Origin of the sequence: Alicycliphilus denitrificans (assembly GCF_044792555.1) — a bacterium.
Taxonomy (GTDB): Bacteria; Pseudomonadota; Gammaproteobacteria; order Burkholderiales; family Burkholderiaceae_C; genus Alicycliphilus; species Alicycliphilus denitrificans_A.
Window position 1 is genome coordinate 1,685,158 of the sequence record NZ_CP126238.1, and the last position, 13,850, is coordinate 1,699,007.

Annotated in this window: 16 protein-coding genes and 1 tRNA gene; 10 read left to right on the forward strand and 7 right to left on the reverse strand. The window is 65.2% G+C overall.

Translation table 11 applies throughout. The features are described 5' to 3' along the window. Positions 1-3 precede the first annotated feature (3 nt). The 6 genes from P7644_RS07990 to P7644_RS08015 all read right to left on the reverse strand — a co-directional run bounded on the left by P7644_RS07990 (position 4) and on the right by P7644_RS08015 (position 5,271). On the reverse strand, positions 4-828 hold the full coding sequence (locus tag P7644_RS07990; RefSeq protein WP_404302670.1) for a zinc-dependent peptidase: 825 nt from the start codon (positions 826-828) through the stop codon (positions 4-6). Then, positions 816-1,595 carry a UDP-2,3-diacylglucosamine diphosphatase gene (locus P7644_RS07995; protein WP_404302672.1) on the reverse strand — a complete coding sequence of 260 codons (780 nt, stop codon included), beginning with the start codon at positions 1,593-1,595 and terminating at the stop codon, positions 816-818. The genes P7644_RS07990 and P7644_RS07995 overlap by 13 nt, the downstream gene beginning before the upstream one ends. Before the next feature lie 8 nt (positions 1,596-1,603). Beyond that, positions 1,604-2,131 carry a peptidylprolyl isomerase gene (locus P7644_RS08000; RefSeq protein ID WP_404302674.1) on the reverse strand — a complete coding sequence of 176 codons (528 nt, stop codon included), beginning with the start codon at positions 2,129-2,131 and terminating at the stop codon, positions 1,604-1,606. 21 nt (positions 2,132-2,152) lie between these two features. Further along, entirely contained in the window at positions 2,153-2,731 is a 579-nt protein-coding gene (locus P7644_RS08005) for a peptidylprolyl isomerase (protein ID WP_404302675.1), read from the reverse strand. Further along, a complete protein-coding gene (locus tag P7644_RS08010; protein WP_404302677.1) occupies positions 2,728-4,110 on the reverse strand; it encodes a L,D-transpeptidase family protein in 1,383 nt (460 codons plus the stop codon). The genes P7644_RS08005 and P7644_RS08010 overlap by 4 nt, the downstream gene beginning before the upstream one ends. A gap of 78 nt (positions 4,111-4,188) precedes the next feature. Next, entirely contained in the window at positions 4,189-5,271 is a 1,083-nt protein-coding gene (locus P7644_RS08015; protein ID WP_404302678.1) for a tetratricopeptide repeat protein, read from the reverse strand. A gap of 212 nt (positions 5,272-5,483) precedes the next feature. Here P7644_RS08015 and cysS point away from each other — a divergent pair, with 212 nt between their 5' ends. The 6 genes from cysS (at position 5,484) to P7644_RS08045 (ending at position 11,099) form a co-directional block, all read left to right on the forward strand. After that, positions 5,484-6,860: a cysteine--tRNA ligase gene (gene cysS, locus P7644_RS08020; RefSeq protein ID WP_404302679.1), complete on the forward strand. Its 1,377-nt coding sequence runs from the start codon at positions 5,484-5,486 to the stop codon at positions 6,858-6,860. Between the two features lie 45 nt (positions 6,861-6,905). Then, positions 6,906-7,553 carry a DNA-3-methyladenine glycosylase family protein gene (locus P7644_RS08025; protein ID WP_404302680.1) on the forward strand — a complete coding sequence of 216 codons (648 nt, stop codon included), beginning with the start codon at positions 6,906-6,908 and terminating at the stop codon, positions 7,551-7,553. Positions 7,554-7,607: 54 nt separating this feature from the next. After that, entirely contained in the window at positions 7,608-8,582 is a 975-nt protein-coding gene (locus P7644_RS08030) for an acetyl-CoA carboxylase carboxyltransferase subunit alpha (protein WP_404302681.1), read from the forward strand. A 67-nt stretch (positions 8,583-8,649) separates the two neighbouring features. Next, on the forward strand, positions 8,650-9,597 hold the full coding sequence (gene tilS, locus P7644_RS08035; RefSeq protein ID WP_404302682.1) for a tRNA lysidine(34) synthetase TilS: 948 nt from the start codon (positions 8,650-8,652) through the stop codon (positions 9,595-9,597). A 96-nt stretch (positions 9,598-9,693) separates the two neighbouring features. Further along, entirely contained in the window at positions 9,694-10,962 is a 1,269-nt protein-coding gene (locus P7644_RS08040) for an aspartate kinase (protein ID WP_404302683.1), read from the forward strand. A gap of 44 nt (positions 10,963-11,006) precedes the next feature. Next, positions 11,007-11,099 (forward strand) — tRNA-Ser (locus P7644_RS08045). Here P7644_RS08045 and P7644_RS08050 read toward each other — a convergent pair. Further along, entirely contained in the window at positions 11,067-11,390 is a 324-nt protein-coding gene (locus P7644_RS08050) for a hypothetical protein (RefSeq protein WP_404302684.1), read from the reverse strand. The two genes, P7644_RS08045 and P7644_RS08050, sit on opposite strands and share 33 nt — an antisense overlap. A gap of 86 nt (positions 11,391-11,476) precedes the next feature. Here P7644_RS08050 and P7644_RS08055 point away from each other — a divergent pair, with 86 nt between their 5' ends. From P7644_RS08055 to P7644_RS08070, 4 genes are read left to right on the forward strand one after another with little or no spacing between them, the layout of a single operon-like run. After that, positions 11,477-11,812, forward strand: coding sequence for a hypothetical protein (locus tag P7644_RS08055; RefSeq protein WP_404302685.1), 336 nt, complete (start codon positions 11,477-11,479; stop codon positions 11,810-11,812). Continuing rightward, complete coding sequence (locus P7644_RS08060) at positions 11,809-12,279, forward strand: hypothetical protein (protein WP_404302686.1); 471 nt, start codon at positions 11,809-11,811, stop codon at positions 12,277-12,279. The genes P7644_RS08055 and P7644_RS08060 overlap by 4 nt, the downstream gene beginning before the upstream one ends. Next, positions 12,276-12,653, forward strand: a complete 378-nt coding sequence (locus tag P7644_RS08065; RefSeq protein ID WP_404302687.1) for a hypothetical protein — start codon at positions 12,276-12,278, stop codon at positions 12,651-12,653. Before P7644_RS08060 ends, P7644_RS08065 begins: the two co-directional genes overlap by 4 nt. Continuing rightward, positions 12,653-13,840 carry a phage/plasmid replication protein, II/X family gene (locus tag P7644_RS08070; RefSeq protein WP_404302688.1) on the forward strand — a complete coding sequence of 396 codons (1,188 nt, stop codon included), beginning with the start codon at positions 12,653-12,655 and terminating at the stop codon, positions 13,838-13,840. Before P7644_RS08065 ends, P7644_RS08070 begins: the two co-directional genes overlap by 1 nt. The last annotated feature ends 10 nt before the right edge of the window (positions 13,841-13,850 follow it).

The following is a 13,850-nucleotide window of genomic DNA, read 5'->3' on the forward strand; positions in this document are numbered from 1 at the left end:
GTTTCAGGGGCGGAAGAACCCGTCCAGCACCGGCGCCAGCGTGGGAAATTCCTGCGCGAAGCGTGGCCGGTCGACAAAGTAGGCCTCGCAGGCCACGGCAAAGAACTCCGCCGGCGCCGTGGCGCCATAGGCATCCAGCCAGGGCCAGGCGCCGCCAAAGCGTTCGGCAATGATGACCTGCTCGCGAAACTGCCCATAGGCGGGCTCCCAGGCCGCGCGCCAGGCCGCATGGGCCGCGCGCCGGCTGGCCGTGCCCAGAAAACCCGGGGGCAGGGGCGGGCAGCCGTCGGCCGGGCCGTTCTTCATGTCGATCTTGTGCATGAATTCGTGGATCACCACGCTGCTGGCATTCGTGTGGCCTGCGTGATTGGGCTGGCCGGCGTCGTCCACGGCGGGCCAGCTCAGCATCACGGGGCCATGCTCCATGGCCTCGCCCAGCAACACCTCGTCGTAGTGGTGCACCACGCCGGCCTCGTCCACGGTCTTGCGCCGGGCCAGGGCCTCGGCCGGATGCACGACGATGCCGACGAAGTCGTCATACCAGGCCAGGGCCTTGGCCGGCGCGCCCCAGTGCAAGAGTGGCAGGCAGGCCTGGGCGGCGATGGAGACGGCCATGGCATCGGTCACCTGCAGGCCATGGGCGCCCGTGAATTCCTTGTGCTGCAGGAACAGGGCGCTCAGGGCGCGCAGCTTGGACTGGTCCTGCAGCGACAGCGCCCCCAGAAACGCGTGGCGCTGGACGGTTCGCAGCCACAGTTCGGCGGAGATCTCGGGCATGGGCGCTACGGCAGAGCGCACACGCCGGGCGATACGGTTCAGAAAGCGCATGGCAGGCGTTGCAAGCCGCCGGCCGTCAGGCGCAGCAGGCCGGCGCGCGGCGGGTCGGCCTGCAGGTCCCAGTCGGTGAGCACATGGCGCGCCAGGCCCGGCGCCAGCATATGCTCCGCCGGCAGGTGCGTGTGGCCGTGGATCAGCGCCTGGGCGCGCGCGGCGTGCAGCCAGGCGATGGCGGCGGTGGCGTCCACGTCGGCATAGACCGCCGTTCCGGCCTGCTTGCGCGCCTCGCTCTCGCTGCGCGCGCTGCGGCCCTGGGCGCGGCGCTCATGCAGGGGGCGCGCCAGCAGCCGGGCCTGCCATTCGGGGTCGCGCGCCAGGACGCGAAAGCGCTGGTACTCGGCGTCGTTCAGGCACAGCGCATCGCCATGCGACAGCAGCCAGCGCTGCCCCGCAAAGGTGAGCACCGTGGGGTCGGCCAGCACGGTGATGCCGGTGTGGCGCGTGAAGCCCGCGCCCACCAGAAAGTCGCGGTTGCCGTGCATGAAGTACAGCGGGCGCCGGCTTGCGGCGCTGGCCAGCAGGGCGCAGCAGCGGCCTTCAAAGCTGCCGGGCTCGGCGATGGCGTCATCGCCCACCCAGACCTCGAACAGGTCGCCGAGCAGGAACACCGCGTCGGCGGGCGTGCTGTCCAGGTAGTGCTGCAGCGCCCGCAGCGTGGCCGGCTGCCCCGGCTCCAGATGCAGGTCGGCCAGGAAATCGACCGTGCGCCAGTCGGCTGGCGCGGCCAGTTCGGCCATGCCCGGCACGGTGTGCTGCATGGCGTGGCTTACAGCGCCACGGCCTTGTCGATCACCACGGCGTCAAAGGGCACGTCGTCGTGGAAGCCCTTGCGCGTGGTGCGCACCTTCTTGATGGCCTCGACCACGTCCTCGCCCTGGACCACCTTGCCGAACACGGCGTAGCCCCAGCCCTGGGGCGTGGGCGAGGTGTGGTTCAAAAAGCCGTTGTCCACCGTGTTGATGAAGAACTGCGCCGTGGCGCTGTGCGGGTCGCCGGTGCGTGCCATGGCGATGGTGTACTTGTCGTTCTTCAGGCCGTTGGCGGCCTCGTTCTCGATCGGGGCCTCGGTGCCCTTTTGCTTCATGTCGGCGGTAAAGCCCCCGCCCTGGATCATGAAGCCCTTGATCACGCGGTGGAAGATGGTGCCGTCGTAGTGGCCCTTGTTCACGTAGGCGAGGAAGTTCGCGGTGGACTTGGGCGCGTTCACGGCGTCCAGCTCCAGCGTGATGACGCCCTGGGTGGCGCTCTCGGCGACGTTGATGGTGACGTGCAGTTCGACTTGCGGGTTGCTCATGGTGTGTTGTCCTTTCGGGGGTTACTTGACCAGCGTTGCGGAGTTGATGACGACGGGCGTGGTAGGCACGTTCTGGTGCGGCCCGCGGTTGCCCGTGGCCACGGCCTTGATCTTGTCCACCACCTCGGTGCCCTGGACGACCTTGCCGAAAACGGCATAGCCATAGCCATCGGGGTTGGGGGCGTTGAGCATGGCGTTGTCCTTCACGTTGATGAAGAACTGTGCCGTGGCCGAGTTGGGGTTGGCCGTGCGCGCCATGGCGATGGTGTAGGTGTCGTTCTTCAGGCCATTATTGGCTTCGAGGGCGATGGGGGCCTTGGTGGGCTTTTGCGCCATGTCGGCCGTGAAGCCGCCGCCCTGGATCATGAAGCCGTCGATCACGCGGTGAAAGACGGTGCCGTCGTAGTGCTTGCCCTGCACGTAGGCCAGGAAGTTCTCCACCGTCTTCGGCGCCTTGGCGGGGTCGAGCTGCACCACGATGTCGCCCATGCTGGTGGCGAGCTTGACCTGGGGTGTGGCAAGCTGGGCGTTAGCTATGTTAAAAATAGCTGAAAGCGCAATACCAGTAAGCGCTAGAGTCGAATTTCTTCTGGAAATCATCCAATCACTCCTTCGAAAAATATTTGCCAGCGTGCGCCCTTGCGCGTCCAGTACTGGCGCTTGATGGTGCCGCTGCGCGCGCCTTCGGCGACTTCGCCGAAGGTCACCACCATGGTGTCGCTGCTGTCGGTCCAGCGCAGCATGCTCTTGTCCTTGAGCGCCACGGTGCGGCCTTGCAGTGACTTGGCTTCGGCCTGCAGGGTTTGTGACCACTCGGTCAGGCCCTGGTTGCGCTGGCCCTGGAAGTCGGGCGCATAAAAACTCAGCAGGCGCGGCATGTCGCCCTGTGATTTGGCCGTGCGCCAGGCTTCGAGCACGGCGTGGAAGGCCTGGCGCTCGGCCTGCAGCGCCTGGGGCTTGACCCACTGCAGCTGCCGGGCAATGACCACGGGCGTACTGCGCGGCTCCACGGTCTGCAGGATGCGCTGCAGGTCCGGGTTGGCCAGGGCCAGGCAGCCATCGGTGGCCAGGGGCGCGCGCGAGAACTGCTCGGGCGGCGTGCCATGCAGCCAGATGCCGCTGCCCGTCTTGCCCCGGCTCTGGTCCAGTGGATTGGGGTAGTTGATGGGCAGGGCCCCGGCGCCGTAGAAATCCCTCAGCGTGGCCGGGTCGAGCCGGCTGGTGATGAAGTACACGCCCAGCGGCGTGCGCTGGTCGCCCTCGATGGCCTTTTCGGTGCCGAGCTTGCCGACCGAGGCGTAGTAGTCGGCCACCAGCACCAGCCCCTTGTCGGTGTTTTCGAACAGGTACAGGCGCGAGCGCGAGGCGTCCATGGCAATGGCATGGCGCGTGCGTGCGGGCAACTCCAGAAACTGTGTGGGGATGCTGCCTTGCGGCGGCGGCGCCTTGGTGGCGTCGATGCGCAGGCGCAGCTCGCTGCGCAGATCCGTCAGTGCTTGCACCGCCGCGGGCGGGAGGGCTGACTGGGCGGCAAACGCCTGCGAGACGGGGGCCGGGGCCGCCGTGGCAAATTGAAGGCCCGGTATCTGCGCCGGTGCGTGCATGGCGACCGGCATTGGCAGCACATCGCCGACCCGGGCCACGGGGCGGGCCCGGATCGCAAGCAGGTCGCCAAGGGCCAGCTGGGCGAGCTGGAAGTTGGGATGGTCTTGTACCAGACGCTCGGCCAGGGGCAGGGCCTCGCGGGCACGCCCTTGTGCCGTCAATTGGGAGATCTCCAGCAGGCGCCTTTCCGCATCACCGTCGCGCAAGGGGGCTGGTGGCTTTGCCTTCTTGCGCTTGACCTGCTTGCTCTGCTTGACCACGGGCTCGTGCGCTTTTTCCCCCTTCTTCGCCTGCGCGGACGCAGGCGCTGCCAGAACCGCGGCCATGGCTGCCGTGGCCAGGATGTGGTTGAGGGGACGCTGTGGCAGAGGCATGCGTGGTGTGCGTTGTAGAAATGGTATGCGGCGCCGTCAGCGCCGCATGTCATTAGTGCAGCACGCGGGTAAAGAGTTTCAGCCGCCGGTGGTTTCGCGCACGATGGCCCAGCGGCCAGCCTGGTTCACCATGTCCAGGGTCTTGCGGCTGGTGACATTCAGGCTGCCCGAGCTGTATTGCTGGCGAAAGCGCACCTGGGCCTTGTCGCCATCGACCGTGACCTGCAGATCGTTCACATTCACGGTGATCTTGGAGCGGCCCACGATGCGTTCGCGACGCTCTTTTTCCCAGGCCGCACGGCTGGGCTGGCCCTTGGGCTGGAAGTTCTTGGCGTATGCGCCCAGGTAGCCATGCATGTCCTGGTCCTCCCAGGCCGAGGCCCAGGCGCGCACGGCCTTTTCCACATCCTTTTCGGAGCCACTGGCGGCTGCGGCCTTGGTGGCCGCCGCTGCGGGTGCCGGTGCGGGCGGAGCCGCCGGTGTAGCCGTGACGGGGGCTGCCGCAGGTGTCGGGGCGGGGGCGGCCACCGCAGGTGCCGGTGTCGGTGCGGCCACCGCTGTCACGGCAGGCGCTGGCGCCGGGGCGGCGGCACGCGCCACGGTGGGGGCACTCTTGGCACCGGCGCTCTTGGCGTCTACAGAGAACAGCTCGCGGATCAGGGCCAGCTTGGGGCGCAGCGAATTGGCATGTGTGGCGTCCAGCTGCAGGGCCTTGTTATAGGCCTGACCCGCCAGCTTGGCGTAAATGTCGCCCAGGTTTTCATGGGCCGTGGCATACGCGGGGTTGGTGCGTATGGCCATTTCCAGGGCCGCGCGCGCCTTGTCGAGCTGGTTCTGGTTGGCGTAGAGCACGGCCAGGTTGTTGTAGGGCTCGGGCAGCTCGGGGTAGTCTTCCGTGAGCTTGGTGAAGGTGGCAATGGCATCGGCCTGCTTGCCTGTGTCGGCCTGCGCCACCCCACGCAGAAAGCGCAACTGGGGGTCGCGCGGGTTGGCGCCGATGCGCTGATCGGCCTTGGCCAGGGCATCTTGTGCCTTGCCAGTACGCAGCAGTTGCGTGATCTCCGAGTAATCGTCTGCCGCATGGGCCAGGGGCATCCCCAACAGCGCAGACAGGGCGGCAGTGCGCAGGAGTTGCGCAAGGGGATGGTGTGCTTGCTTCATCGGTGAGGGTTGGGGGGCCGGAGTCGGCGGGCGCTTATACTGCGGCGGATTGTAGCCGAGGGGGGTGCCAGGACGGCCCACGCCGAGGCCCGCCTTGCCAGGTGCCCGCCGGCTTCACCGCGGCCTTTTCCTGTATCCCAAAACGGGCCTTGGTCAGCCTCGTCGTGGCGGTATGGCGGTTGCAATTCCTACCTATTTCTGACGTTCATCCCATGAGTTTGCGCATCTACAACACGCTGTCGCGTGCCTTGGAGCATTTTTCTCCGCTCGAACCCGGCCATGTGCGCATGTATGTCTGCGGCATGACCGTGTACGACCTGTGCCACCTGGGCCATGCGCGTTCCATGATCGCTTTTGACGTGGTCCAGCGCTGGCTGCGCGCCTCGGGGCTCGCCGTCACCTATGTGCGCAACATCACCGATATCGACGACAAGATCATCAAGCGCGCCGTCGAGAACGGCGAGACCATCCGCAGCCTGACGGACCGCATGATCGACGCGCTGCACCAGGACGCCGATGCCCTGGGGATTGAGCGCCCCACGCACGAACCGCGTGCCACCGAGTATGTGCCGCAAATGCTCAGCATGATCGCTCGCCTGCAGGACAAGGGCCTGGCCTACCAGGCCGGCAGTGGCGACGTGAACTACGCCGTGCGCAAGTTTCCTGGCTACGGCAGGCTGTCTGGCAAGTCGCTCGATGAGCTCAATGCCGGCGAGCGCGTGGCCGTGCAGGATGGCAAGCTCGATCCGCTCGATTTCGTGCTGTGGAAGAGCGCCAAGCCCGAGGAGCCGGCCGAGGTGAAGTGGCAAAGCGCCTATGGCGAGGGCCGTCCGGGCTGGCATATCGAATGCTCGGCCATGGGCTGCACGCTGCTGGGCGAGAGCTTTGACATCCACGGCGGCGGCGCCGACCTGGCCTTTCCCCACCACGAAAACGAGATCGCACAGAGCGAGGGCGCCACGGGCAAGCCGTTTGCCAAGGTGTGGATGCACAATGGCTTCATCAACGTGGACAACGAGAAGATGTCCAAGAGCCTGGGCAACTTCTTCACCATCCGCGACGTGCTCCAGGAATATGACGCGGAAACGGTGCGCTTCTTCGTCGTGCGCAGCCACTATCGCAGTCCGCTGAACTACAGCGACGTGCACCTGGACGATGCGCGTGCCGCGCTCAAGCGCCTGTACACGGCGCTGTCCCTCGTGGCGCCGGCGCAGGTCCAGATTGACTGGGCAGAGCCGCATGCCGCGCGCTTCCGTGCAGCCATGGATGAAGACTTTGGCACGCCCGAAGCCGTGGCCGTGCTGTTCGAGTTGGCCGGCGAGGTCAACCGGTGCAAGTCGCCCGAGTTGGCGGGCCTGCTCAAGGCGCTGGGCGGGCACCTGGGCCTGTTGCAGGACGACCCCCAGGCCTTCCTGCAGGCTGGTGCCGGGCTGGACGAGGCCGCGATAGCAGCGCAGATCGCCGCGCGCGCGGCGGCCAAGGCCGCGAAGGATTTCGCCGCGGCGGATCGCATCAGGAATGACCTGCTGGCCCAGGGCATCGTGCTCAAGGACTCGGCCGCGGGTACCACCTGGGAGGCGGCACAGTAAATGTATTTAGAGTCAAAATGGCCTCTAGCGCATGCAGGATAAGCGGTGGCAGCTATAAAAAAAACAGCAAATCCGACCGCTCCGGATTACTGGGATGAGGCCTGCAAGCATCTGACCAGGAAGGACCGCGTGATGCGCCGCCTGATCCCCCAGGTGGGCGACGTGGCGCTGTACCAGCGCGGCGATGCGTTCACCACGCTGGCGCGTTCCATCGTCGGCCAGCAGGTGTCCGTGGCCTCGGCGCAGCGCGTGTGGGACCAGTTCGCCGAACTGCCGCGCAGCATGACGCCGCGCAGCGTGCTCAAGCTCAAGGTGGATGACATGCGCGCGGCCGGCCTGTCGGCGCGCAAGGTGGAGTACCTGGTCGACCTGGCGCTGCACTTCGACAATGGCCAGCTGCACGTGAAGCAGTGGGACCAGATGGATGATGCGGCCATCGTTGCCGAGCTCGTGGCCATACGCGGCATCAGCCGCTGGACGGCTGACATGTTCCTGATCTTCCACCTGGCACGGCCGAATGTGCTGCCGCTGGACGATGCGACGCTGATCCAGGGCATCAGCCAGCATTACTTTTCCGGCGACCCCGTGAGCCGCAGCGATGCGCGCGAGGTGGCCGAGGCGTGGAAGCCCTGGTGCAGCGTGGCGAGTTGGTATATTTGGCGCTCGCTAGCCCCCCTGCCGGTGGATTATTGATAACGAATGAGGGCAGGGCGGCCGGTTTCGGGCACCGCCCCGAGGAGTAACAAGTTGGCAAAAAAAACCTTTCTGGACTTCGAGCAGCCCATTGCCGAGCTGGAATCCAAAATCGAAGAGCTGCGCTATGTGCAAAACGAGAGCGCGGTGGATATTTCCGAAGAGATTGAACAGCTCAGCAAGAAGAGCCTGCAGCTCACCAAGGACATCTACAGCGACCTGAGCCCCTGGCAGATCACGAAGATCGCGCGCCACCCCGAGCGTCCCTACACCATGGACTACGTGCGCGAGATCTTCACGGACTTCGTGGAAATGCACGGCGACCGCCATTTCGCCGACGATCAGTCCATCGTCGGCGGCTTGGCGCGCTTCAACGGCCACGCCTGCATGGTGCTGGGGCACCAGAAGGGGCGTGACACCAAGGAGCGCACCGCGCGCAACTTCGGCATGAGCCGCCCCGAGGGCTATCGCAAGGCCCTGCGCCTGATGAAGACGGCCGAGAAGTTCAGGCTGCCCGTGTTCACCTTCGTGGACACGCCCGGCGCCTTCCCCGGCATCGACGCCGAGGAGCGCGGCCAGTCCGAGGCCATCGGCCGCAACATCTACGAGATGGCGCAGCTGGAGGTGCCCATCATCACCACGGTGATCGGCGAGGGCGGATCTGGCGGCGCGCTGGCGATTTCCGTGGCCGACCAGGTCATCATGCTGCAGTACTCGATCTACTCCGTGATCAGCCCCGAGGGCTGCGCCTCCATTCTCTGGAAAACCAGTGACAAGGCGCAGGATGCGGCCGATGCCATGGGCATCACGGCGCACCGACTCAAGGCCCTGGGCCTGGTGGACAAGATCGTCAACGAGCCCGTGGGCGGAGCGCACCGCGAGCACAAGCAGATGGCGGCCTTCTTGAAGCGGGCCCTGGGCGATGCCCATCGCCAGCTGTCCGACCTCAAGCCCAAGGAGCTGCTGGATCGCCGCTACGAGCGCCTGCAAAGCTACGGCCGCTTCAACGACACCAAGGCAGAGCGCTGAACCGGAGCGTCAGCCGCTGCACGCAACGGCCCTGTGGGGCCGTTGCGCTTTGTGCAAGCATCGCGCCATGACCCAGAGTTTTGATGCCGCCATGCGGGCCTTTGCGCCCCGTTTGCCCCTGGCCGTGGGCCTGAGCGGCGGCGCGGATTCGACGGCGCTGCTGCTGGCCTGCGCCGAGCGCTGGCCGGGCCAGGTCCACGCCTTTCATGTCCACCATGGCCTGCAGGCCGCAGCCGACGGCTTCGAGCAGCATTGCCAGGCCCTGTGCGCGCGCCTGAACGTGCCATTGAGCGTGCGGCGCGTCGATGCGCGCCACGCGCCCGGTCAAAGCCCCGAAGACGCGGCGCGCCAGGCACGTTACAAGGCTTTTGAGGCTCTGGCCCTGGTTAATCAAGTGCCAGAAGCTATTAAAACAATAGTATTGGCGCAGCATGCCGACGACCAGGTTGAGACCCTTTTGCTGGCCCTGTCGCGCGGCGCCGGTGTGGCTGGCCTGGCCGCCATGCCCGCCCAATGGCAGCGCGGCGGCCTGCACTGGAGCCGGCCGCTGCTGCGTGTGTCTGGCGATGCGGTGCGTGCCTGGCTGCGTGCGCGTGGCGAATCCTGGGTGGAAGACCCCAGCAACACCGACGAGCGCTACACGCGCAACCGTATCCGGTGGCAGTTGCTGCCCGTCCTGCAACAGGCCTTTCCGCATTTTCGAGACACGTTTGCGCGCAGCTGCATGCATGCGGCCCAGGCCAATGAACTGCTGCAGGAACTGGCCGAGGCAGACCTGGCCGCCGTAGGCCAGCCGCCGCGCATCGCTGCGCTGCGCGCCTTGAGCCGTGCGCGCCAGGCCAATGTGCTGCGCCACTGGCTGCGCATCCGGCACAGCACGACGCCATCGGCAGCGCAACTCGACGCGCTGCTCCAGCAAATTGCCGCCTGCACCACGCGTGGCCACCGTATCTATCTCAAGGTTGGCAATGGCCATGCGGTGCGCGAAGGTGAGGCGCTCGGTTGGTACAATTGACGAGTTTTGGATTTCATTTCCGCACGGAACGGCGGCGCACCAAAACAATCTTCGCAATAGCGCCGCTCACCAGCGTTCCGTCATTGCAGATATTCCATGGCACTGTTCGTTCATAAATACGGCGGCACCTCGATGGGCTCCACCGAGCGCATCCGCAACGTCGCCAAGCGCGTAGCCAAATGGGCACGGGCCGGCCACCAGATGGTGGTGGTACCCAGTGCCATGAGTGGCGAGACCAACCGCCTGCTGGCCCTGGCCAAGGAGCTCACGCCCTCGCAGGCCACCACGGCTTACTTCCGCGAGCTTGACATGCTGGCCGCCACGGGCGAGCAGGCATCGTCGGCACTGCTGGCTATTGCCTTGCAGGCCGAGGGCATGCCGGCCGTGAGTTACACCGGCTGGCAGGTGCCCGTGCGCACCGACAGCAGCTACACCAAGGCGCGCATCGAATCCATCGACGACAAGCGCGTGCGTGCCGACCTGGATGCAGGCAAGGTGGTCATCATCACGGGCTTTCAGGGCATTGATGACGAGGGCCACATCACCACGCTGGGTCGCGGCGGTTCCGACACCTCGGCCGTGGCCGTGGCCGCGGCCATGAAGGCCAGCGAGTGCCTGATCTACACCGACGTGGACGGCGTCTACACCACCGACCCGCGCGTCGTGCCCCAGGCCAAGCGCCTGAAGACCGTGAGCTTCGAGGAGATGCTGGAAATGGCCAGCCTGGGCAGCAAGGTGCTGCAGATCCGCTCGGTGGAATTTGCCGGCAAGTACCAAGTGCCCATGCGCGTGCTCTCCAGCTTCACGCCCTGGGATATCGACATCAACGAAGAGGCCGCCTCCGGCACCCTGATCACCTTTGAGGAAGACGAACAAATGGAACAAGCCGTCGTTTCCGGCATCGCTTTCAACCGCGACGAAACCAAGATCTCCGTGCTTGGCGTGCCCGACAGGCCCGGTATCGCCTACCAGATCCTGGGCCCCGTGGCCGACGCCAACATTGAAGTGGACGTGATCATCCAGAACATCAGCAAGGATGGCCGCACCGACTTCAGCTTTACCGTCAACCACAACGACCACGCGCGCACGCTGGAACTGCTCAGGGACAAAGTGCTGCCTGCCTTGGGGGCGCAAGAGGTGGTGGGCGACACCGCCATCTGCAAGGTCAGCATTGTCGGCATCGGCATGCGCAGCCATGTGGGGGTGGCCGCCAAGATGTTCCGCGTGCTGAGCGAAGAGGGCATCAACATCCAGATGATCTCCACCTCCGAGATCAAAACCTCGGTCGTGATCGAAGACAAATACCTGGAGCTGGCCGTACGCGCCCTGCACAAGGCCTTCGATCTGGACCAGCCCGTGGCCTGAAGTTTGGTTAAAGCAGTCTCAAACTGAGGCATAATAGATAGCTTGGAAACGTGACCGAGTGGCCGAAGGTGCTCCCCTGCTAAGGGAGTATGGGGTGTAGAGCCTCATCGAGGGTTCGAATCCCTCCGTTTCCGCCAATCATCTGGAAAAGCTGCCAACATGGCCTTGAAGCCATCGGCAGCTTTTTTTTCGTCCTCGTTTTCTGACGAGGCCAAGTCTTCGGCCATCGCGGCTATGAAGGCGTGCGCAGGGTCTTCACCCAGGATTGCGCGCAGTTTGCCCCGAACACGCCAGTTCGCGGGTCTTTTCCCCTGCTTCATCTGAATCAACGTCGGCGCTGTCGTGTCCAGCAGCGCCGCGAGCTTGCGTTGGCTTCCTGCAGCGATGGCTGCGGCTTCGATGAGTTCGGACAGTTCATTGGTGGTCATGGTTGCAATATGCGATCACAAAGGTTACATTCCGGTCGCATCTTGCGATCGGTTGCAGGGTGCCAATTTTCCCACAGGAGCCGGCAATGCCCCATTCCCCCATCACCGCAGGAACGAAGGTTGTCTACCAGGAAGGCATCTACACCGTCCGCGCCGTAGACGGCAACGTCCTCGAGCTCGAGTACCACACGGGCGATTTCTTCCGCCTGGTGCACATCTCAAGCGTCATCGTTTGCCCACCCCCTGCCACCCAAACGGCGGCCAGCTTGCCGGCTCCAGCCGCCGGGCAGGGGGTGGGCACCCGTCATCACTTCCTCTGCTTGTTCTTTTTCCCGGCTGGTCGTCTGGCGAAGGTGCATCAGTCCGAGTGCATGTATGCCCCAGGCGCGCTGGTGTCTGTTGGCCGTAGGTGGCCTGCATGAGACTCGTCGCCAAACACGCCCAGGTCGGCTACCAGACCCCCGGCGAGCGGCCAGGCTGCCGCAACTGCGCGCACTTCGATGTCACGCGCCACGACAGCCCGGTCATCGCCCCGCGCACTGCCTGCACGCTGCATGACCTCGAAGTCACCAGCGGCGGCATCTGCAACAGCCACAAGCCCAAGCGCAAGGCCGGCGAGGCCCAGCTCGCATTCCTGGCCCGCCAGCGAGATCTGCTGGAGCACCAGGCGCAAGAGCTGCAGCCGCGCATGGTCGATTCCCGCGTGCTTCCCCAGGTCGGGGAAATGCACGAAGGCAAGGTGATGACGGTTGCCAGGCACCGCCGCCTGATGGTCGAGCAGCTCATTGCGAATGAAGAAGCCTCGGGCGATCCCGAGCTCATTCGCGTTGCGGCCATGCGCCGTCGCTGGAATGGCGCCGCTCCCCAAGTTAGGGAGCGCCGCACGTGAAGCTCATCAACGGCGGCCAGTCCGGTTCCGGCATGGTCCACCTCTACAGCGCCCCCGAGCCCCGCATGAGCTGGGCGGCATTGCGCATCGTCCGCGTGTCATCGCACCTGCGCATGTGCATGGAGAACCCCGAGCGTTCGGCCTGGTTCGATCAACACGTGTTCGAGGTGGACACGTTGCTGCGCGAGTACGCCACGGACTACATCAGCCAGGCCACGACGGACCTCGATTACCACGCCTTCCTGAGCCGCGAAGCGGCTGCAGGACGGCGTTTTTCGCGCGCTCTGCCACGGGGCGGTTTTTGTCAGGCGGGCGTGGTAGCACCGCCTGACAGTCTCATGTGTGAGACAAACGCATCCATGGGGCGGCCCTGATGGCATACGACACGGTTAAGCTGCGCTCGCCCTACATGGATGCCTCCCTGATGCGCCGGATCGAGCAGCAATGCATCCTGCGCTCGGGCCTGCACCTGGGCACCGGCGAGGTCCTGTACGAACTCCACGCGGGCGAATTGCTCGGCTCCTGGGACAGCCGCATTGCGATCAAGCCCATGCACGAGGAGCATGTGGCCGACAAGAACGGCCGCGTTGCGATGCATCCTTGCGAGCCCTACCTGATCGTCGAGGCCAGCGTCCACAAGGTCCAGCTCGGGCACAACGTGTACGGCGGTCCCTCGGTGTTCCTGACGGCCTGCCGCGACTTGGTCGCCCTGGTGGAAAAGCTGCTCGATACCGACCTGCCTGCGGCCGACTTTTGGACGGTCCACCGCGTGGACGTGGCGAACGTCTTCGACTTGCCGCAGACCCAGGTGAAGCGCTTCTTCGAATCCATGCAGCTGCTGAGCTTCCCCAGGCGGGGGAAGAAGGCCATGAAAACGGCCCAATCGCTGTACTTCCCCGGCAAGACCACTACGGTCAAGTTCTATCACAAGGGCCCGGAATTCCGGGTCCACGACGTGGGGCGCTTGAAGCGCTTTTTTCGCATCCTTTTCAGCCACCTTCACGGCGACGACGACGGCAAGAACTTCGAGCGCGTCGAACGGAAAGTGCAGGCCCTTCAACGCCTGGCTGACAAGCGCCTGCGCGTCGAGGTGGAAATCCACGCAGACAAGCTGCAGTACGACTTTGGCCGATGCCCCCGCGTGTCGGAAGTCAGCGACGACTACCTGCAGCGCATTCACGACAGCGAAATCGAGCGAGTACTCCGAGAAGGGAAGCAAGGCATGGAAACCGTCCGCACCGAAGAGGCCGTATGGCGGCGCCTGCAGGAATGCCACCCGGCCAAGCTCGCTCATGTGCTGCATGCCTTCTGGCAGGTCATGGCCACGCGTGGCGATGACAAGGCCCGCGAGCGCTACACGAAGCCTACGTTCTACCGCAACCGCAAGCTGCTGGAGGAGTCCGGCGTGAGCTGGCGCGGCTCGGACGTGTTCATCGTCGCCAACGATTGCCCCATTCACGATTTCGCGCCGCTGCGCGCGGATCGCCGCTTCTGCCACCTCCCGGCGCGGAATCGGCCTGAGTACCACGTCAGCCGGGACCTGTTGCGGCTTGCCGCTTGAAAGACTGAAC

Bases quoted from the DNA above. Each gene is read 5' to 3' on its own strand.
- P7644_RS07990 (WP_404302670.1), bottom strand. From the start codon at position 828: ATGCGCTTTCTGAACCGTATCGCCCGGCGTGTGCGCTCTGCCGTAGCG.
- P7644_RS07995 (WP_404302672.1), bottom strand. From the start codon at position 1,595: ATGCAGCACACCGTGCCGGGCATGGCCGAACTGGCCGCGCCAGCCGAC.
- P7644_RS08000 (WP_404302674.1), bottom strand. From the start codon at position 2,131: ATGAGCAACCCGCAAGTCGAACTGCACGTCACCATCAACGTCGCCGAG.
- P7644_RS08005 (WP_404302675.1), bottom strand. From the start codon at position 2,731: ATGATTTCCAGAAGAAATTCGACTCTAGCGCTTACTGGTATTGCGCTT.
- P7644_RS08010 (WP_404302677.1), bottom strand. From the start codon at position 4,110: ATGCCTCTGCCACAGCGTCCCCTCAACCACATCCTGGCCACGGCAGCC.
- P7644_RS08015 (WP_404302678.1), bottom strand. From the start codon at position 5,271: ATGAAGCAAGCACACCATCCCCTTGCGCAACTCCTGCGCACTGCCGCC.
- cysS (WP_404302679.1), top strand. From the start codon at position 5,484: ATGAGTTTGCGCATCTACAACACGCTGTCGCGTGCCTTGGAGCATTTT.
- tilS (WP_404302682.1), top strand. From the start codon at position 8,650: ATGACCCAGAGTTTTGATGCCGCCATGCGGGCCTTTGCGCCCCGTTTG.
- P7644_RS08040 (WP_404302683.1), top strand. From the start codon at position 9,694: ATGGCACTGTTCGTTCATAAATACGGCGGCACCTCGATGGGCTCCACC.
- P7644_RS08050 (WP_404302684.1), bottom strand. From the start codon at position 11,390: ATGACCACCAATGAACTGTCCGAACTCATCGAAGCCGCAGCCATCGCT.
- P7644_RS08055 (WP_404302685.1), top strand. From the start codon at position 11,477: ATGCCCCATTCCCCCATCACCGCAGGAACGAAGGTTGTCTACCAGGAA.
- P7644_RS08060 (WP_404302686.1), top strand. From the start codon at position 11,809: ATGAGACTCGTCGCCAAACACGCCCAGGTCGGCTACCAGACCCCCGGC.
- P7644_RS08070 (WP_404302688.1), top strand. From the start codon at position 12,653: ATGGCATACGACACGGTTAAGCTGCGCTCGCCCTACATGGATGCCTCC.